Source organism: Pseudomonas sp. CFBP13508 (assembly GCF_005233515.1).
Classification (GTDB): domain Bacteria; phylum Pseudomonadota; class Gammaproteobacteria; order Pseudomonadales; family Pseudomonadaceae; genus Aquipseudomonas; species Aquipseudomonas mercuritolerans.
The window spans coordinates 416764-435777 of sequence record NZ_QFZZ01000005.1 but is presented as its reverse complement, the minus strand read 5'-3'; the positions used below and the strand labels follow the sequence as shown (position 1 = coordinate 435777).

Below are 19014 nucleotides of genomic sequence, written 5' to 3'. Positions count from 1 at the left end.
CTGTTAAACATCAGTCTCTTCTGTAGGCTTTTGCGCACCTGCTCGCAGGACCTTTCTGTTTTGCCACGCAGACCTTGTAGGTCTGCGCCAGCGGCCTACATTCGCTTCCTCCTTCGCTTACCGCGATCTCAGAGGAATCCAATGCAAAGCTGTCATTCATTCATCAGCCATTCGTCTCGCTGCGCCCACTTGCGTTATCCCCACAGAATCGTCAGCGCGTTCAGCCTGCTCACGGTGGTGTAACCATGCGCAAGGCACTGTTCATCGGCATCAACGATTACACGCATATTGGCGGGCTCAGCGGCTGTTGCAACGACGCCATGGCCATGGCCTCGGTACTGAAAACCAACGCCGATGGCGACCCCAACTTCAAGAATCTGATACTGACGTCCGCCGAGGATTACCTGAGCCGGCAAAAACTCGAAGACCAGATCCGCGAGTTGTTTTCCGGCGACTGCAACGTCGCTCTGCTGTATTTCGCCGGTCATGGCGGTTTCGACGCCGACACTGACGAAGGCATGCTGATCCCGCAGGATTACCGCAACGCCAAGGACGGCATCCGCATCAGCGACATTCTCAACTGGGCGGACAAAGCCACGCGGATCAAAAACAAAATGATCATCCTCGACTGCTGCGAAAGCGGTTCGGCCGGCGAAGTGCGCGCCTTGCGCAGCGAGAGCAGCATGGTCAGCGAAGGCATGACCATCCTCACCGCCTGCAAAAAAGCCGAGCCGGCACTGGAGGGCGCGCAGCACGGCGTGTTCACCGGCCTGCTGCTGCAAGCGCTGCATGGCGGCGCGGCGAATATCCTCGGCAAAATCACCCCCGGCAGCCTGTACTCCTTCGTCGACAACGCGCTCGGCCCGTGGGAGCAGCGTCCGGTGTTCAAGACCAATGTGTCGCAGTTCATTTCCCTGCGCGAAGTCTCGCCGCTGATTCCCAAGGAGATCCTGCGCAAATTGCCGAACTGGTTCGCCGAAGCCGAATCGGTCTTCCCGCTCGACCCCAGCTACGAACCCACCGAAATGGCGTTCATACAGGAGCACGGCGAGATCTTCGCCCAGTTGCAGAAGTGCAACCGCCACAGCCTGATCGAACCGGTCGACGCCGAGCACATGTACTACGCCGCCATTCACTCCACCGGCTGCCGCCTGACGGCACTCGGTGCCTATTACCGCGAACTCGCCCTCAAAGGACATTTCTGATGCCAGTCTTTATCAGCTACCGCCATGTGGATCGCACTCATGCGATCGCCATCAACACCCGTCTGACCCAAGCGAAGATCAGGACTTACCTCGACGTGCTGGATCCGGAATCGCAGACCACCGACGACATCACCGGGGTCATTACCCGCAACATCACCGAGTGCACGCATCTGCTGGCGGTGGTATCGGAGAAGACTGCACTGTCGTGGTGGGTGCCGTTCGAGATTGGCGAGGCGACGATCAGCAACCGGCGGATCTGTACGTTCAAGACCGGGCCGGCACAACTGCCGATCTATCTGGACAAGTGGCCGAAGCTGAGCACGGCCAGCGACCTGGATTTCTTTATCGATGCGTATCGTGATGAGGTGTCGAACAAGCGGTCGATGGCGCTGGATTCGATCAGCGAATCGGTCAAGGGGGCTTACAAGCGCGATGCGGAGATGTTTCATGAACAGTTGAAGAACCGGATTCGTCGCGGGTTTTAGAATTTTGTCACTTTCGAAAAGCCCCTCACCCTAACCCTCTCCCAGAGGGAGAGGGGACTGACCGAGGTGAATGTTCCAAGTACACCGACCTGAAATACCGAGTCGAACTCGAATTCGAAAAGCACACAAATCGGCTCCCTTTCCCCCTCGCCCCCCTTGGGGGAGAGGGCTGGGGTGAGAGGGGGTTGTTCTTGGCAACGCACCAAATACAAAGCCGAAAATCAGCCCAAAAAAAACCGACATCACTGTCGGTTTCTTTTTAAATCACTGCTTCGGCGCTGGCGCTGCCCCACCCGGCTCAGCCGGCTTCGGCGCAGCGTCATCAAAGAGATTCAAGCGTTCGCGCAACTCATGAGCCGGCACTGGCTGCTTGTCCGCCGGCAACGCATCCGGATCAACCGGGGCTGCCGGAGCAGCACCGTTCTGCCCCTGATCCGCCGGTTTCGCCGCCTCAGGGCCCTGCGCACCTTCAATCGCCGCCTGGGCTTTTTTGGTCAGCACGACAATGTCGATCCGGCGGTTAACCGGGTTGAACGGGTTTTCCCGGTCGAACAACGCCGACGAGGCATAACCGACCACCCGCGCCACCTGCGCGTCCGGATAGCTGCCGGCGACCAATGCGCGACGCGCGGCGTTGGCACGGTTGGCCGACAGCTCCCAGTTGCCGTAGTCGCCAGTGCCGATATACGGCTTGGCGTCGGTGTGGCCGCTGATGCTGATCTTGTTCGGCACCGCTTTGATGGTGTCAGCCATGGCCAGCAGAATGTCTTCGAAGTACGGCTTCAGGCGTGCGGAACCTGAGTCGAACATCGGTCGGTTCTCGGCGTCCATGATCTGGATGCGCAAGCCGTTCGGCGTAATTTCGAAGAGGATCTGATCCTTGAACTTCTGCAGTTGCGGGTTCTCGTCGACCTTGTTCTGCAGTTCTTGCAGGAGCAGTTCGAGACGCTCCTTCTCGACCTGCTCGGCCATGCCTTCAACCTGATCGGTGTCGACCGTGACCTTGTCCGGCTGTGGCTGCGACTTCACTTCCGGGTTGAGGGTGTTTTCCGGCGCCAGGGTCGGCGTGCCACCCAAGTCGATGATGTACGGCGTGCCGCTTTCGGAGAAGCCGACCGGGTCCTTGAAATAACCGGCGATGGCGATCTTCTGTTCCGGCGTAGCAGTGGACAGCAGCCACAGCACCAGGAAGAACGCCATCATCGCCGTGGCAAAGTCGGCGAAGGCGATTTTCCATGCCCCGCCGTGGTGCCCGGCGGCAATGCGCTTGACGCGCTTGACGATGATCGGCTGATTATTTTCCATGACTTAGCGACCGCGAACCGCTTGTTCCAGCTCGGCGAAGCTTGGACGGTGCGCCGGGTACAGAACCTTGCGCCCGAACTCGACCGCCAGCGACGGCGGCATGCCGGACGCCGAAGCCACCAGCGAGGCCTTGATGGCTTCGTAGACGTTGAGCTCTTCCTTGGCATCGTGGGCCAGGGAATGTGCCAGCGGACCAAAGAAACCGTACGCCGCGAGAATACCGAAGAAGGTACCGACCAGTGCCGCACCCACGTGCAGACCGATCGACGCCTGGTCGCCCTCGCCCAACGAAGCCATGGTCACCACGATACCGAGTACCGCCGCAACGATACCGAAACCGGGCATGCCGTCGGCGATGCCGTTGACTGCGTGGGATGGGTGCTCGAGGTCTTCCTTGAGGCTGTACAGTTCCATGTCGAACAGGCCTTCCAGTTCGTGCGGAGCCATGTTGCCGGAGGACATGATGCGCAGGTAATCGCAAACGAACGCGGTCATGCGTTCATCCTTGAGCACCGCCGGGTACTTGGCGAAGATCGGGCTCGCGGCGGCATCTTCGATGTCGCCTTCGATGGCCATCATGCCTTCGCGGCGGCTCTTGTTGAGGATCTCGTAGATCAGCCCGAGCACTTCCAGGTAGAAGGTGTGGGTGAAGCGCGAACCGAACATGCTCAGGGATTTCTTGAGCACGTGCATCGTCATGTAACCGGGGTTGGCCTGAAGGAACGCGCCGAGGGCCGCACCGCCGATGATCATCACCTCGAAGGGCTGGATCAGGGCGGCAATCTTGCCGTGGGAGAGCACGTATCCGCCGAGCACGCTCGCGAATACGACGATGATGCCGATAATTTTAGCCATAGGTAGAAGGTACTTGTTTAAGTCGGGTTCAAGGTCATATTCGGAAGTTAAAAAATCTCTTCTTCTACTTATCGGCAAAACTGCGCCAGACTATAGCCAGTTCAGGCGAAAAGCCAATTTAGCCCATGCCGGGCGCGTCTACAGTCAGTGAAGATCTCGTCCAGACATGGCTAATGAAACGAACGTCCCACACGCAAAACCGACCACCCTCGACGGCTGGGTCAAGCTGCTCGACAGCGTCCGCCTGCCCGTACCACAAGAGGCTCACGACAAAGTCTGCCGGGCGATCCGCGACAACCGCAGCTCGCTGCGTGACATCGCCGATCTGATGCAGGACAGCCCGGCGCTGGCCTTGAGCATCATCCGTGAGGCGAATCGTCATACCCACGGCACCATGGCCGCGCCGGCGGAAAATCTCGAGGTGGCGATCAATCGCCTGGGCCTGGCGCGAACCGAAGAACTGCTCGCGCGCCTGCCCGCCGAACCGCACCGGCAGATCCCCAAGGCTTTGCGCCAGTTGCAGCTGATCAGCCAACACGCGACACAGCAGGCCAACGGTTTTTTTGCCAGTCGTCTGGCGCGACTGTGGCAGGACATCCACTGGGGCAGTCTGCTGTTTTTGTCGCCGCTGTGGCCATTGGCACTGACCTATCCGCAGTTGCTTGAGGAGTGGGAACTGCGGGTGATCCACAAGGGCGAGTCGGCGCGGGTGGTCGAAAAGCAATTGTTCGGCGTGCGCTTGCTGAAGATTGCCGAGGCTCTGGTCGAGGCCTGGCATCTGCCGATCTGGGTCGAGCAAGGCTACAAATTGCTGCTCGGCGAACAACGCGAACTGGTCAAAGTGCTGCGGATTGCCCGCGACAGCGAACACCCGCTGCGCCAGCAGAATCGCCTCGACGATGATCCGACGCTACGCCGCTGGCTCAACCAGCCGGCGAATACCGTGCTGCTCGCCAACGGCCTGGCGCTGTCGGCGCAACAGGCCTGGGACAGTCCGCACAGTAAGCGCTGGCAGTATCTGACCAGCCTGTATCTGCAGATTTCCATGGACGAAGTGCAACAACAGTTGCACCAGCAAGCAGCGAACAGCGCGCGTCAGCATGCGATGCCCGATCTGTGGCACCCGGCGGTTTCGCTGATCTGGCCTTGGGGCGTTCGTCGCTTGCCGGCCGGCATGCTCCCGGCAGCAGCGCCGAATGCAGATGATCTGGGCCAGTGGCGTCGGCAATGCGCCGAACTGCTCGCCGAGCCCAGCCGCTTCACCAATGCCATGAGCCTGACCGTCGCCGCTCGCGAGGCACTGGTGGCCAGCGGCATGCGCCGGGTGATGATTCTGATGGCCGACCGCACGCACTCGACCCTGCGCGTGCACCAGACCGCCGGTTTGCCGAAGGATGCGGCGGCGCTGAGTTTTGTCGTCAGCCAGAGCAAAGTCCTGCAACGCCTGCTCGCTCAGCAGGCGCAGGTGCGGATCACACCGGAGAACAACGGGCAATTCTCTGCCTTATTGCCAGCGAGCCTGCGCACGCTGTTTCGCGGTGAAAATCTGTTCCTGCGTTCGCTGGTCAACAACGGCCGGGTGATCATGATCGTCGTTGCCGATCAGGGTGGCGGGCCGTTCGCCGACATCACTGTGCAAGCCTTCGGCAAAACTGCGCAGTGCATCGAAAAAGCCCTGCACAGCTTTAGCAGCCGCGGCCAATGAGCCTGCGCTACAATCCTCCCCTTTGTGCTCTGGAGACCTCACATGTCTGACTTCTCTGGCTTGCCGCTTGTCATCGAGCCGAGCGACCTGCTGCCGCGCCTGGAGTCCCCGGAACTGATCCTGGTGGACCTGACCAGCCCTGCCCGGTATGCCGAAGGTCACTTGCCCGGCGCACGTTTTGTCGACCCGAAACGCACCCAGCTCGGCCAGCCACCGGCGCCGGGGCTGATGCCGGCGAAGGCCGATCTGGAAGCGTTGTTTGGTGAGCTCGGTCATCGCAAAGACGCGGTCTACGTGGTGTATGACGATGAGGGCGGTGGCTGGGCCGGGCGCTTCATCTGGTTGCTCGATGTCATTGGCCACGACAAGTACCACTATATAGACGGTGGTCTGCCGGCCTGGCTGGCGGAGGGTATGCCGATGTCGATCCAGGTGCCCCCCGCCGTCGGTGGCCCGGTGGCGCTGACCCTGCACGACGAACCGACCGCCACCCGCGAATACCTGCAAAGCCGTCTCGGCGCCGCCGATCTGGCGATCTGGGACGCGCGTGGGCCGCTGGAATATTCCGGCGAGAAAGTCCTCGCCGCCAAGGGCGGCCACATCCCCGGCGCGGTCAATTTCGAATGGACCGCCGGCATGGACCAGACTCGTCAGTTGCGTATCCGCAGTGACATGCCGCAGATCCTCGAAAACCTCGGGATCACCAAGGACAAGGAAATCATTACCCACTGCCAGACCCATCACCGGTCGGGCTTCACTTATCTGGTGGCCAAATCCCTCGGTTATCCGCGGGTCAAGGGCTACGCCGGTTCCTGGGGCGAATGGGGCAACCACCCTGACACGCCAGTCGAGATTCAAGGTTTTTAAGGACAACTAATGAAAGAGCGTCTGTTTATCCTCAGCCAGTACCTGCTGCCGCATCACCTGCTGTCGCGCCTGGCCGGCTGCATCGCCGAATGCCGCGTGCGCTGGTTCAAGAATGCGTTCACCCAATGGTTCGCCAAGCGTTATCAAGTGGACATGTCGCAAGCACTGGTCGAAGACCTGACCGCTTACGAGCACTTCAATGCGTTCTTCACGCGTGCGTTGAAAGACGGCGCGCGTCCACTGGACGAAACTCCGGGCGCGATCCTCAGCCCGGCCGACGGTGCGGTCAGCCAGCTCGGCCCGATCGAGCACGGTCGCGTGTTCCAGGCCAAGGGCCACAGTTTCAGCGTGCTCGAATTGCTCGGCGGTGATGCGGCCAACGCAGCGCCGTTCATGGGCGGCGATTTCGCCACGATCTACCTGTCGCCGAAGGACTACCACCGCGTGCACATGCCGCTGGCCGGCACCCTGCGCGAAATGGTCTACATCCCGGGCCGCATTTTCTCGGTGAACCAGACTACTGCCGAAAACGTCCCGGAGCTGTTCGCCCGCAACGAGCGCGTGGCGTGCATTTTCGACACCGAACGCGGGCCGATGGCCGTGGTGCTGGTTGGCGCGATGATTGTCGCTTCGATTGAAACCGTATGGGCCGGTCTGGTCACACCACCGAAGCGCGAGCTGAAAACCTTCCGCTACGACGAAGCCGCACGCGCACCGATTCATCTGGAAAAAGGCGCGGAACTGGGGCGCTTCAAGCTCGGTTCAACGGCGATCGTGCTGTTTGGTCCGGATCAGGTGAAGTGGGCCGAAGAACTGGTGGCCGGCTCGCCAGTGCAGATGGGCCAAGGTCTGGCACTGCCAAAAGCGTGACCCTGTTCGCGGAAGCAGCCGAGGCTGCTTCCGCAAACTGCGGCATTTGCTGCTATGGTTTTGGTCATGAGCCAGACCCTCTTCTCTCCCAAGCTGCGCGCTCCGACTCCCACGCAAACACGCCTGTCGTTTTGCGATGCCAGCCCGCGCGACCTCAAGCGCTGGATCGCCGGCCTGCCCAAGGCCAACATCGGCGAAACCGCCCGCCTGCTCTATCAAGGCCTCGGCGAACTGAACCTGTTGCTCACTCCCAGCGACAATCGTCTGCAATTGTTGGAGTTGCTGCGGCCCGAGGTGTATTTCGTCTGCCAGCACCTGGAACGGCACTTTCTGCATCAGGCGATCATGCTCGACGAGCGCTCGCGCAAGGTCAGCAACCTGTGCCAGGCGCTGCAAGGTCAGCTGGCCATCGGCTATAAACAGATCGTTCTGCGCATCCTGCCCAAATACAGCAAGGATCGCGCGCCACTGGTCAGCACCGCTTTGCAACGTGCCGCGCACGCGCTGAAGGCGCAACTGGTGCGTGCGACGCAGTTGTACAGTTCTCCACCCGAGCATGTGTGGTTCGAATTGCACCAGCTGTATCGCAGCGCGGCGCAATTGCAGCTGCAACAACGGCGGCTGCGCGATGATCTGGCCTTTTTGACCAGCGAACTGAGCGTCGAACAGACCTACATCGCCGCACTGCTATTGGGCAGTGCCCGTTGCAATCAATTGCGTCAAAGCCAGATTGCCCGGCTGGCCGAGGTGATCGAGCCGTGGAGCGCCCTGCTCAAACTGCATCCCGGCAGCGCCGACGACGGTTTGTTCGCCATCAGCCCGGAACTCGATGTCGGCCCGCGCTACCGCAAGATGTTTCGCAGCGAACAACAGAACGGGCTGCTGGGCTTCGATCCGCAACCGCTGGTCAAACAGCTCGAAACGCACTTGCTGCACCAGTCCACCTCGACGCCCCTGCCCGTTTCCGCCGGCCTCAGCGTCGACACCCTGCAACATCTGCACGCTACCTGGGGCCAGGCTGCGGAACGCAGCTTTCAGCGCATCGCCGGCCAGGGCACGCTGACCGTGTGCGTTGGCATGAGCGCCCTGCACTTCTACCTCGGCGGCGAACGCACCTTCAGCGAGTTGCTCAAACATCCCGGTGCTCGCGCGGCGAATTTCAGCAGCGTGGTGGCCAACGGCGAAAAGGACAGCTGGAGTCAGGCGTTCGACGCTGCGCCGCAAAATAACGATGAGCTGTTGCCGTACGAGGAAATCCAGTACGACCAGTTGAGCGAAGAAGAAGGCCCAGGGAACGCGCCGAATTATCCGACTTACGCCTTGCCGGTGATCAACCATAGCCCCGGCGGCTATTGCCTGGCCTGGCCGAGCGAAGTGCCGGCCGAATTGCAGGCCGGGGAAATGCTCGGCATTCAGGACAGCGAGGGCAAAGGCTGGAGCATTGCGGTGATTCGCTGGATCCGCCAGGTGCGCGGCAGCGGCACGCAGATAGGCATTGAACTGGTCGCGCCACACGCGCAGCCGTGCGGCTTGCAACTGGTGCGAACGAAAGATGATCACAGCCAGTATTTGCGCGGTTTGCTGTTGCCGGAAATCAGTGCGATCGATTTGCCAGCGACCGTACTTGCGCCGCGCCTGCCCTTTCAGGAAGGCAACAAGGTGTTGATCAACACCCAGGGCGAAGAACACCGCGCCGGGCTGGATCGGCGGGTGGCGAGTACGCACAGCTTCAACCAGTTCGCCTATCGCTCGCTGGATCCTGCGCAGAATGGCGGGGGCGAAGAGGATTTTGATTCGTTGTGGAATTCGCTCTAGACCGAGGCGCGGCCTTCGCGAGCAGGCTCGCTCCCACATTCAAATGCAGTTCAAATGTGGGAGCGAGCCTGCTCGCGAAGAGGCCAGATCAGCTTATGGAGATCTCAGAGCTGCCCGTCGCGATCGCGGAAGCCCAGCAGATACAACACGCCATCCAGCCCCAGCGTTGAAATCGCCTGCTTCGCCGACTGCTTGACCAGCGGCTTGGCGCGGAACGCCACGCCCAGCCCGGCAATCGCCAGCATCGGCAAGTCGTTGGCGCCATCGCCGACGGCAATGGTCTGCTCCAGACGCAGACCTTCCTTGTGCGCCAGTTCCTTGAGCAAGTCAGCCTTGCGCTGCGCATCGACAATCGGCTCGATCGCCACGCCGGTGCACTTGCCGTCGACCACTTCCAGCTCGTTGGCAAACACGTAGTCGATGCCAAGCCTGGCTTGCAGCTGCTTGGCGAAATAAGTGAAGCCGCCGGACAGGATGGCGGTTTTGTAGCCGAGGCGCTTGAGTTCGGCGAACAGGGTTTCGGCGCCTTCGGTCAGGCGCAGCGAGGCGCCGATCGAGTCGAGCACGCTGACGTCGAGGCCCTTGAGCAGCGCCAGACGCTCCTTGAAGCTGGCGCGGAAATCCAGTTCGCCGGCCATGGCGCGCTCGGTGATTTCCGAAACACGATCACCCACACCGGCCGCCTTGGCCAGCTCATCGATGACTTCCGCTTCGATCAGCGTCGAGTCCATGTCGAACACGGCCAGTCGCCGGTTGCGACGGAACAGCGAATCTTCCTGGAAGGCGATATCGACGTTCAATTCCTGGGCAACGCTGAGGAATTCGGCGCGCAAGGCCTGCGGATCGGCCGCTTCACCGCGCACGGAAAACTCGATGCAGCCCTTGCCCTTGTCGGCCGGTGTGTCCAGCGGCATGCGCCCCGACAGACGGTCGATATGGTCGATGTTCAGGCCATATTTGGCGGTAATTGCGCTGACTGCCTGCAATTGGCCGGCGGTGACTTTTCGCGTCAGCAGGGTAACGATGTGGCGCTTCTTGCCCTGATTGCCCACCCATTGCTGGTAATCCTCTTCGGATACCGGGGTGAAGCGCACTTGCTGATCCAGTTCGTAGCCCTTGAACAGGATGTCCTTGAGCACTGACTTGCCCTGTTCGGAATCGGGAATTTCAACCAGGATGCCGAACGACAGGGTGTCGTGGATCACCGCCTGACCGATGTCGAGAATGTTCACACCACCTTGTGCCAGAACACCGGTGATGGCCGCCGTCAGACCCGGACGGTCGACTCCCGTGATGTTTATCAGGACGATTTCGCGCAACGCGCACCCCCGCAACTGGAAAAAAACCGCATTCTACCCACTTTCAGTGACCATCGGGCACCGCGAGCGCTTTGCCGGTCTGGGGCCTGTCGCTATACTGCGCGTCAACTTCACGGACAAAGAGCCGAGCTCAAGTGAACCGGCCCACGCCAGTCAAAACCGATAACTTCTTCCTGCTGATCTTCCGTGCACTGCGCCATCGCCGTGTACCGATTGCATTGCGCATTGCCAGCCACAACGTGATCCTGGTCGCTCTGGCCCTGGTGATCTATGCCGGGGTGATGGGGCTGCAATTCAAGCAGGCCATGCACGAGCAGGCCGATGCGCTGGGCGAAAGCCTGACCACGCAGACCGCCACCTCCGCCACCGAGCTGCTGGTGTCCAACGACATCCTCAGCCTCAACGTGCTGCTCAACAATCTGACCAAGAACAAACTGGTCGCCCACGCGGCAATCTACAGTGTGGACAACCGCATCCTCGCCGAGTCCGGTCAGCGTCCCAAGCACAGCCTGCTGGGCGAAGCGGAGGGCATGTACGAGAGCAAGATCACTTTCCAGGACGTGACGGCCGGGCAACTGCGCATCAGCCTGGACATGGATCAGTTCCAGCAGCCAATGACCATCAGCCTGCAAAGCATGGGCATTCTGAGCGCGATTCTGCTGGCACTGTCGCTGGCCCTGAGCCTGCGCATGGGCCGTTATCTGTCGACGCCGTTGCTGCAATTGCGTGTGTGGCTGCGCCGCATCGACGCGCATACACCGGGCATCGATCGCCAGGATGAAATCGGCGATCTGGCGCGCCAGCTGCACGCCAGCTACGCCCCGGAACCGGAGCCTGAGCCCGAACCCGAGCCGGAATTCGCCGAGGAAGAAGACGAGCCGGAATTCGAAGTGCGTAACCTGCGCGATCCAAGTTTCGACGAAAGCCGCCCGCTGGCCGCGAAGAAACCGGCGCCGCGTCATTTGGTCAGCACGGTCGAAGACGATGACGATGATGACGCCTTCGCCGAGCTGCGCGACGAATCGCTCAATGGCGCCGTCCAACCGCTCACGCGCAAACCGAGCCCTGACGTGCCACAGCACACTGCCGTACTGGCCGTGCAACTGGGCTCGCAGGAACAATTGCGTCGTTTGCCTCGCGCACGTCTGGAAGAATTGCAGGAACGCTATCGCGACTGCCTTGAGCAGGCTGCTTCGCTGTATCAGGGCGAAATCGAAACCCTCAACGATGGCAGCACGCTGTTGCTGTTCCACACCGAAGATTGCGGCGACGATTACCTGACCAATGCCATCTGCTGCGGCGAACTGCTGCGCGCGCTTGGGCACCAGTTGCAGATCGAGGTCGCGGACAGCGGCATCACCCTGCAATTGCAGTTGGGCCTGACCTTGGGCGATGAGTTGTTCGGTCTGAGCCAGATTGATCTGCTGCTGACCGATTCGGCTCAGGATGCACTGGCCTTGTCGCAACACAGCCGCAATCTGCTGCTGGTTGAACGCAAGATCAGCGATGACGCGTTGATCCGCCAGCGTGCGCGGATCCGGCCGATCGCCAGCCCTGAGGGCGCTTGCTGTGTGGAGCGGTTGATGGAGCCGTATCCGTCGATGCTGGAACGGCAACTGGCGCGGATGCATGAGCGCCGGGCGTAAGGCTTAGGCCCGTACGCAAAAGCCCGCAGACGAGTGATTGTCTGCGGGCTTTTTTGTGCGCGGTGTTATTGGAATCGTGCGCATCCCTGAAAAGCCCCTCACCCTAGCCCTCTCCCGGAGGGAGAGGGGACCGACCGAGGTGTCTGGCGCCATATGTCGACCTGACAGATCTTGGCGATTATGGATTCACCTCCGCGCGTTCACGTCGGTGTAGCTCTCGAATATCCCCCAATCGGTCCCCTCTCCCTCCGGGAGAGGGTTAGGGTGAGGGGCTTTGGATCTTCCACCCCACCTCCAGACACAACAAAGCCCGCACAAGGCGGGCTCTGTTCTGACGCGTTCCAGCCTCAGAAGCGAAACACTTCCATATCGGTACGAATCGGCGAGGCCATCGGAATCTTCGGCTGCTTCTCGGCATCCGCCGCTGGCGCTGCGGGTTTCGGCGCGGCCTTGCGCGGTGCCTCGGCCACTGGCGGCTGGTTGGCCAGTGGCTTGAGCGCCACCGACAGCTGCTCGGCCAGACGCTGCAACAGAATCCCCTGCGCCTGCACCTGGGACGCGGTGCTGCCGGCGTGCGTTTCCTGCAGGTGAATGATGCGATTATCTCGCACCTTGCCGCGACGATCGATCAAACGCCACTGCGCATCGAGAATCGCCGGCTGTTTTGCCCCGGAATCCAGACGGGTGATGGTCAGCAACACCTGCACATCCGGCGTGAACCCGGCGGTAGCAGGCGCCAGTACCACACGCTGGCTGTCCAGGTGACCGGCGACCTGACGCATCAGCAACTGATCGATATCCGACGAAAGGCTGCCAGCCCAACGACCGTCGGTCGCCGCTTGCAGGCTGCCGTCCGGTTGACGTTGCAGCAGGGTCTCACGCTGAAGGTAATCGGCAACGACTACCGGCCCCAGCAAAACCGCCATGCCCGCGCTTTGCGCAGGCTGAACCGGACTTCCGCTGTCCAGTTGGTACAGCGACACCGGCTGGTGAACGCTGCAACCCGCCAGGCCAAGAACGCCGGCGAGCAACAAAATAAGGGGGCGTAGAGCAGTCATCATCCCGTCCAGGTGGCCGCCACAAGGCTGACCACAGTGAAAATACTCAATAAATATGAAGAACGCTCGGCCACGCCGGCGCTTGAAAGGCCATATCATCCGTGAATATGCGTTCCGACTCCAGCGCCAAAGCGTCGATCTACGCGTTTAATCGCAGATCGAACGCTCTAGTAAGGCGTTCTCGTCTAATTGAGGTTTTCGACGAGCAGCGCATCCACCCTCTGGAAGCCCCGCGGAAGTTTGTTTCCGCGCCGTCCACGCTCACCTTTGTAGTGCTCGAGGTCGTCGGCTTTCAGTGACAGGGTCCGTTTGCCAGCCTGCAACACCAGGGTGGCGCCTTCCGGCAGGACGGCGATGTCCGTGACATATTCTTCGCGACTGGCCACGCGCTCACCGGATATACCGATGATCTTGTTGCCTTTGCCCTTACCCAATTGTGGCAGATCGCTGATTTTGAAGATCAGCAGGCGACCTTCGGTCGTGACCGAGGCCAGCCAGTTCTGCTCACGATCGGCCACAGGGCGCGGCGCGATGACCTTGGCGTTGTTCGGCAAGCTCAACAGCGCCTTGCCAGCCTTGTTCTTCGCTTGCAGGTCTTCGCCTTTGACCACGAAGCCATAACCGGCATCGGAGGCAATCACGTACAGCGCATCGTCTTCAGGCATCAGCACGCATTCGAACGAGGCGCCCGGTGGCGGCGTCAGACGGCCGGTCAACGGTTCGCCCTGACCACGGGCCGACGGCAAGGTATGCGCAGCAACCGAATAGCTGCGGCCGGTGGAGTCGATGAACACGACAAATTGGTTGGAGCGCCCCGCCGCCGAGGTCTTGAAGCCATCGCCGGCCTTGTACGACAGACCGGTGGCGTCGATGTCATGGCCCTTGGCCGAACGCACCCAGCCTTTTTCCGACAGCACGACAGTGACTTTCTCGTTCGGCAGCAGATCGTGTTCGCTCAGCGCCTTGGCTTCGGCGCGTTCGACGATTGGCGAACGACGGTCGTCGCCGTAGGTTTCGGCGTCTTTGAGCAGCTCGGTGCGCACCAGTTTTTTCAGCTTGGCTTCGCTGCCCAGCAGAGCTTGCAGCTTGGCTTGTTCCTTGAGCAGTTCATCCTGCTCATCGCGCAGCTTCATTTCTTCCAGTCGCGCCAACTGACGCAGGCGGGTGTCGAGGATGTAGTCGGCCTGAATCTCGCTGAGGGCGAAACGCTCGATCAGTTTGGCTTTCGGATGTTCCTCGGTACGGATGATGTGGATCACTTCATCCAGGTTGAGGTAGGCAATCAACAAACCGTCCAACAGGTGCAGACGACGCTCGACCTTGTCGAGGCGGAATTGCAGGCGGCGGCGCACGGTCAGCACGCGGAATTCCAGCCATTCGACCAGCAGCGCGCGCAGGTTTTTCAGCTGCGGCTTGCCGTCCAGACCGATGATGTTGACGTTGACCCGGTAGGTCGACTCCAGCTCGGTGCTGGCGAACAGGTGCTGCATCAGCGCTTCGTGATCGACGCGGCTGTTGACCGGAATGATTACGATGCGGCAGGGGTTTTCGTGGTCGGATTCGTCACGCAGATCGGCGATCTGCGGCGCTTTCGACGGTTTGGCCTGCATCAGCGCGGCAATCTGCTCCAGCACTTTGGCGCCGGAGACCTGATGCGGCAGCGCGGTAACGATGATGTCGCCGTCCTCGACGTGGCACACGGCGCGCATGCGCACCGAGCCTTTGCCGGTTTCGTACATCTTCAGTAGGTCGGCACGCGGCGTGATGATTTCCGCTTCGGTCGGATAGTCCGGGCCTTGAATATGCTCGCAGAGCTGTTCGACCGTGGCTTTCGGCTCATCGAGCAGACGCACGCAGGCGGTGGCGACTTCACGCAGGTTGTGCGGCGGCACATCGGTGGCCATGCCCACGGCGATACCCGTGGTGCCGTTGAGCAGAATGTTCGGCAGGCGCGCCGGTAATACCAGCGGCTCCTGCAGGGTGCCGTCGAAGTTCGGCCCCCAGTCAGCGGTGCCCTGGCCCAGCTCGCTGAGCAGCACTTCGGAATAGCGCGACAACCGCGCTTCGGTGTAACGCATGGCGGCGAAGGACTTGGGATCATCCGGCGCACCCCAGTTGCCCTGGCCGTCGACCAGCGTGTAGCGATAGCTGAACGGCTGCGCCATCAGCACCATCGCTTCGTAGCACGCCGAATCGCCGTGGGGATGGAACTTGCCGAGCACGTCGCCGACGGTACGCGCCGATTTCTTGTGCTTGGAATCGGCGTCCAGCCCCAGCTCGCTCATGGCGTAGACGATACGCCGCTGTACCGGTTTCAGGCCGTCGCCGATATGCGGCAAGGCACGGTCCATGATCACGTACATGGAGTAGTTGAGGTAGGCATTTTCGGTGAAGTCAGCCAGCGATCGGCGTTCTACACCGTCCAGGCTGAGATCAAGGGAGTCGCTCATGCGGGCCTCATCGGTTCGTTGTCTGGCGCAGCAGCATGGTGCCACCGCGCTGGGTAAATTCAAGTTTGTTCAGAGCGCTCATGCCGAGCAGCACCTGATCGCCATGCAGCCCCGGCGCCACCAGTGCGCGGACATCGCGCAGGACGATGTCGCCCAATTGCAGGCGGGCAATCTTCGTTCGATAGCCCTGGCTCAGGCCGTTGGCCGTGCTCAGGGTCACGCCGAAACCTTCTTGCAGCTTCAAACGCTTGGCCAGATCCGCCGGGATCGCCACATCGGTCGCGCCGGTGTCGAGCATGAACTCGACCGGTTCGCCGTTGATCTGGCCGCTGGCGACAAAATGCCCTTGGGCATTGCTCGCCAGTTTCACTTCGATAAAACCTTCGCCCTGCTCCGACGTGACCACGATATTCGGGTTCTGCTGGCGCTGTTCCCACTGACCGAAAAACCGCGTCGCGAGAAACAGCGCCGCGCACCAGGCGAGGATCATCAACACCCGACCGGCACGCTTGCCCGGCGGTTGCTGGCTCATGGCCTGGCACTCCAGCCACCGTCCGGCGCGGCAAAGCGCCAGACCACCGGGCGGACTTCGCCATCAGCACGCGGGCCAAAATTGTTGTCGACGCCGATCCACGCACCTTCGGCATCAATGATCAGCGCTTCCTCCAGTCCGTAGTTCTGCGAGTAGCGACGTTGTTCCTGCAACAGTTCGCCGGCATACGACCAGCATTGCTCGACTTTGGCCGTCTGTGCATCGCGACGGCAGATCTCGAAAGCGTTGCGTTCAAGGGTAAACAGCTTGCCGTTAAACAACGAAATGTCGGAAAAGTCGCGATGAACCGCTTTCGCTTTCGGAAACTGTGGCGGCTGCATCTCCTTGCCGCCCTCACTGAGCAGCACACAGCGACCGTCACAATCCCACACCGTCTGCTGGCGCTTGATCAGCAGCAAACCGCGCTTTTGCCGTTCGGCGGCCAGCCATATCTGATCACCGGCCGGGTTGATCGCCAGGCCTTCGAAGATCGAATTGAACTTCAGCAGCAGGCCGCTCGCCCGCGCTTCGCGAACCAGCAGCGGCGAGATTTTCAGCCAGTTCGCCGGGCCACTGACCGGCACCTGCAACACCGCCGCATGGGCCTCACTGACGATGTAGCGATTGCCTACGCTGTCGCAACTGATGCCCTCAAAATCCAGATCGCCACCGCGAATGAACGATGCAGCCCAGGTGCGCGAACTCAAACCCCACGGCAAGCCGCTCTCCGGCACGGGCGGCACGTCGATGTGCACGGTTTGCGCCTGCCAGACCGGATCACGGGTATCGAGCCGATAGATCTGCTCGTCATCGCGATCGGAAACCGTCCACAGCTCATTGCCGCACATGGCCAGACCCGACAGGTTACCGCCGCGCATGCCTTCGACCGGGTGTTCGGAAAGCAGCCGCAATTGTTGCAGCGGCTCGGCCGACACGCTCAGCGCACTCAGCAGCAACGCACCCGCCAAGGCCCAGCCAAACTGCATCAGGCCAGCACCTCGGCGAGGTTGCCTTTGGATTCCAGCCAGGATTTGCGGTCACCGGCGCGTTTCTTCGCCAGCAGCATGTCCATCATTTCCGAGGTTTCGGCGAAGTCTTCGCCCAGCGTCAACTGCACCAGACGCCGAGTGTTCGGGTCCATGGTGGTTTCACGCAGTTGCGGCGGATTCATTTCGCCCAGACCCTTGAATCGGGTGACCTGCGGCTTGCCGCGTTTCTTCTCGGCCACCAGGCGATCGAGAATACCGTCGCGCTCGGCCTCGTCGAGGGCGTAGTAAATCTCTTTGCCGAGGTCGATACGGTACAGCGGCGGCATCGCCACATAGACGTGACCGGCATCCACCAACGGGCGGAAATGCTGGACGAACAGCGCACACAACAAAGTGGCGATGTGCAGACCGTCGGAGTCGGCGTCGGCGAGGATGCAGATCTTGCCGTAGCGCAGCTGGCTCATGTCCGCCGCGCCCGGATCGACGCCGATGGCCACGGCGATGTTGTGCACTTCCTGGCTGGCGAGCACTTCGCTGCCGTCGACTTCCCAGGTGTTGAGGATCTTGCCGCGCAACGGCAGGATCGCCTGGAACTCCTTGTCCCGCGCTTGCTTGGCCGAACCGCCGGCGGAGTCACCCTCGACCAGGAACAGCTCGGAACGCATCGGGTCCTGCCCGGCGCAGTCAGCCAGTTTGCCCGGCAATGCCGGGCCTTGAGTGACGCGTTTGCGCTCGACTTTCTTGCTCGCCTTGAGGCGACGACCGGCGTTATTGATCGCCAGTTCGGCCAGGGCCAGACCGGTTTCCGGGTTGGCGTTGAGCCACAGGCTGAAAGCGTCTTTCACCACACCGGAGACGAACGCCGCCGCTTCACGGGAAGACAGACGCTCTTTGGTCTGGCCGGAGAATTGCGGTTCCTGCATCTTCATCGACAAGACGAAAGCGATGCGCTCCCAGACGTCTTCCGGCGCGAGTTTCACGCCGCGCGGCAGCAGGCTGCGGAATTCGCAGAACTCGCGCATCGCATCGAGCAGGCCCTGACGCAGACCGTTGACGTGCGTGCCGCCCTGCGCGGTCGGGATCAGGTTGACGTAGCTTTCCTGCACCGCGTCGCCACCTTCCGGCAGCCACAGCAGCGCCCAGTCGACCGCTTCCTTATTACCGGCGAAAGCGCCGCAGAACGGCTCGTTCGGCAGACGTTCGAATTCGCTGACCGCATCAACCAGATAAGAACGCAGGCCGTCTTCGTAATGCCACTCGACTTTCTCGCCGGTGCCTTTGTCCTCGAAGCTGACCAGCAGCCCCGGGCACAACACAGCCTTGGCCTTGAGCACGTGCTTGAGGCGGCTGATGGAAAATTTCGGTGAGTCGAAGTATTTCGGGTCCGGCGCGAAGTACACGCTGGTGCCGGTGTTGCGCTTGCCGACGGTGCCGACGATTTCCAGCTCGGAGGCCTTGAAGCCGTCCTTGAAGGTCATCTGGTATTCGTTGCCGTCACGTTTGACGCGAACGCGCACTTCGGTGGACAGCGCGTTGACCACGGAAATACCCACGCCGTGCAGACCGCCGGAGAACTGGTAATTCTTGTTGGAAAACTTGCCGCCCGCGTGCAGCTTGGTGAGGATCAGCTCGACGCCGGACACACCCTCTTCCGGGTGAATGTCGACCGGCATGCCACGGCCGTCGTCGCTGACTTCCAGCGAATGGTCGGCGTGCAGGATGACCTGCACCGATTTGGCGTGGCCGGCCAGGGCTTCGTCGACGCTGTTGTCGATGACTTCCTGGGCGAGGTGGTTCGGCCGACTGGTGTCGGTGTACATGCCGGGGCGTTTGCGCACCGGGTCGAGGCCCGAGAGGACTTCGATGGCGTCGGCGTTATAAGAACTAGCGCTGGGAGTGGCCATAAGGTCTCG

15 protein-coding genes are annotated in these 19014 nt (G+C 61.3%); 7 read left to right on the top strand and 8 right to left on the bottom strand.

Going from position 1 to position 19014, the window contains the following annotated elements; genetic code table 11:
- Positions 1-245 precede the first annotated feature (245 nt).
- A complete protein-coding gene (locus tag PspCFBP13508_RS17130; RefSeq protein WP_137215196.1) occupies positions 246-1205 on the top strand; it encodes a caspase family protein in 960 nt (319 codons plus the stop codon).
- The gene (locus tag PspCFBP13508_RS17125; protein ID WP_137215195.1) at positions 1205-1690 is read left to right on the top strand and encodes a toll/interleukin-1 receptor domain-containing protein; all 486 of its coding nucleotides are present in this window, start codon (positions 1205-1207) and stop codon (positions 1688-1690) included. Before PspCFBP13508_RS17130 ends, PspCFBP13508_RS17125 begins: the two co-directional genes overlap by 1 nt.
- A 264-nt stretch (positions 1691-1954) precedes the next feature.
- Here PspCFBP13508_RS17125 and motB read toward each other — a convergent pair whose 3' ends face one another.
- Positions 1955-2995: a flagellar motor protein MotB gene (gene motB / locus PspCFBP13508_RS17120; protein WP_137215194.1), complete on the bottom strand. Its 1041-nt coding sequence runs from the start codon at positions 2993-2995 to the stop codon at positions 1955-1957.
- A gap of 3 nt (positions 2996-2998) precedes the next feature.
- On the bottom strand, positions 2999-3850 hold the full coding sequence (gene motA, locus PspCFBP13508_RS17115; protein WP_024011357.1) for a flagellar motor stator protein MotA: 852 nt from the start codon (positions 3848-3850) through the stop codon (positions 2999-3001).
- Between the two features lie 166 nt (positions 3851-4016).
- Here motA and PspCFBP13508_RS17110 point away from each other — a divergent pair, with 166 nt between their 5' ends.
- The 4 genes from PspCFBP13508_RS17110 to PspCFBP13508_RS17095 all read left to right on the top strand — a co-directional run bounded on the left by PspCFBP13508_RS17110 (position 4017) and on the right by PspCFBP13508_RS17095 (position 9107).
- Complete coding sequence (locus tag PspCFBP13508_RS17110; protein WP_137215193.1) at positions 4017-5555, top strand: HDOD domain-containing protein; 1539 nt, start codon at positions 4017-4019, stop codon at positions 5553-5555.
- Between the two features lie 42 nt (positions 5556-5597).
- A complete protein-coding gene (gene rhdA / locus PspCFBP13508_RS17105; protein ID WP_137215192.1) occupies positions 5598-6422 on the top strand; it encodes a thiosulfate sulfurtransferase in 825 nt (274 codons plus the stop codon).
- Positions 6423-6431: 9 nt separating this feature from the next.
- The gene (gene asd, locus PspCFBP13508_RS17100) at positions 6432-7292 is read left to right on the top strand and encodes an archaetidylserine decarboxylase (RefSeq protein WP_024011354.1); all 861 of its coding nucleotides are present in this window, start codon (positions 6432-6434) and stop codon (positions 7290-7292) included.
- Between the two features lie 66 nt (positions 7293-7358).
- The gene (locus PspCFBP13508_RS17095; RefSeq protein WP_137215191.1) at positions 7359-9107 is read left to right on the top strand and encodes a molecular chaperone; all 1749 of its coding nucleotides are present in this window, start codon (positions 7359-7361) and stop codon (positions 9105-9107) included.
- 104 nt (positions 9108-9211) lie between these two features.
- Here PspCFBP13508_RS17095 and serB read toward each other — a convergent pair whose 3' ends face one another.
- Positions 9212-10426: a phosphoserine phosphatase SerB gene (gene serB, locus PspCFBP13508_RS17085; protein ID WP_041477650.1), complete on the bottom strand. Its 1215-nt coding sequence runs from the start codon at positions 10424-10426 to the stop codon at positions 9212-9214.
- 134 nt (positions 10427-10560) lie between these two features.
- Between serB and PspCFBP13508_RS17080 the strand changes: the two genes are divergently transcribed.
- Positions 10561-12072 carry an AhpA/YtjB family protein gene (locus tag PspCFBP13508_RS17080; RefSeq protein WP_137215189.1) on the top strand — a complete coding sequence of 504 codons (1512 nt, stop codon included), beginning with the start codon at positions 10561-10563 and terminating at the stop codon, positions 12070-12072.
- Between the two features lie 347 nt (positions 12073-12419).
- Here PspCFBP13508_RS17080 and PspCFBP13508_RS17075 read toward each other — a convergent pair whose 3' ends face one another.
- The 5 genes from PspCFBP13508_RS17075 to parE all read right to left on the bottom strand — a co-directional run bounded on the left by PspCFBP13508_RS17075 (position 12420) and on the right by parE (position 19005).
- The gene (locus tag PspCFBP13508_RS17075; protein ID WP_137215188.1) at positions 12420-13130 is read right to left on the bottom strand and encodes a PqiC family protein; all 711 of its coding nucleotides are present in this window, start codon (positions 13128-13130) and stop codon (positions 12420-12422) included.
- 185 nt (positions 13131-13315) lie between these two features.
- Entirely contained in the window at positions 13316-15580 is a 2265-nt protein-coding gene (gene parC / locus PspCFBP13508_RS17070) for a DNA topoisomerase IV subunit A (RefSeq protein ID WP_137215187.1), read from the bottom strand.
- A 7-nt stretch (positions 15581-15587) separates the two neighbouring features.
- Positions 15588-16112, bottom strand: a complete 525-nt coding sequence (locus PspCFBP13508_RS17065) for a TIGR02281 family clan AA aspartic protease (protein WP_071174225.1) — start codon at positions 16110-16112, stop codon at positions 15588-15590.
- Positions 16109-17098: an esterase-like activity of phytase family protein gene (locus PspCFBP13508_RS17060; RefSeq protein WP_122881201.1), complete on the bottom strand. Its 990-nt coding sequence runs from the start codon at positions 17096-17098 to the stop codon at positions 16109-16111. The genes PspCFBP13508_RS17065 and PspCFBP13508_RS17060 overlap by 4 nt, the downstream gene beginning before the upstream one ends.
- The gene (gene parE, locus PspCFBP13508_RS17055) at positions 17098-19005 is read right to left on the bottom strand and encodes a DNA topoisomerase IV subunit B (RefSeq protein WP_024011346.1); all 1908 of its coding nucleotides are present in this window, start codon (positions 19003-19005) and stop codon (positions 17098-17100) included. Before parE ends, PspCFBP13508_RS17060 begins: the two co-directional genes overlap by 1 nt.
- Between the last annotated feature and the right edge of the window lie 9 nt (positions 19006-19014).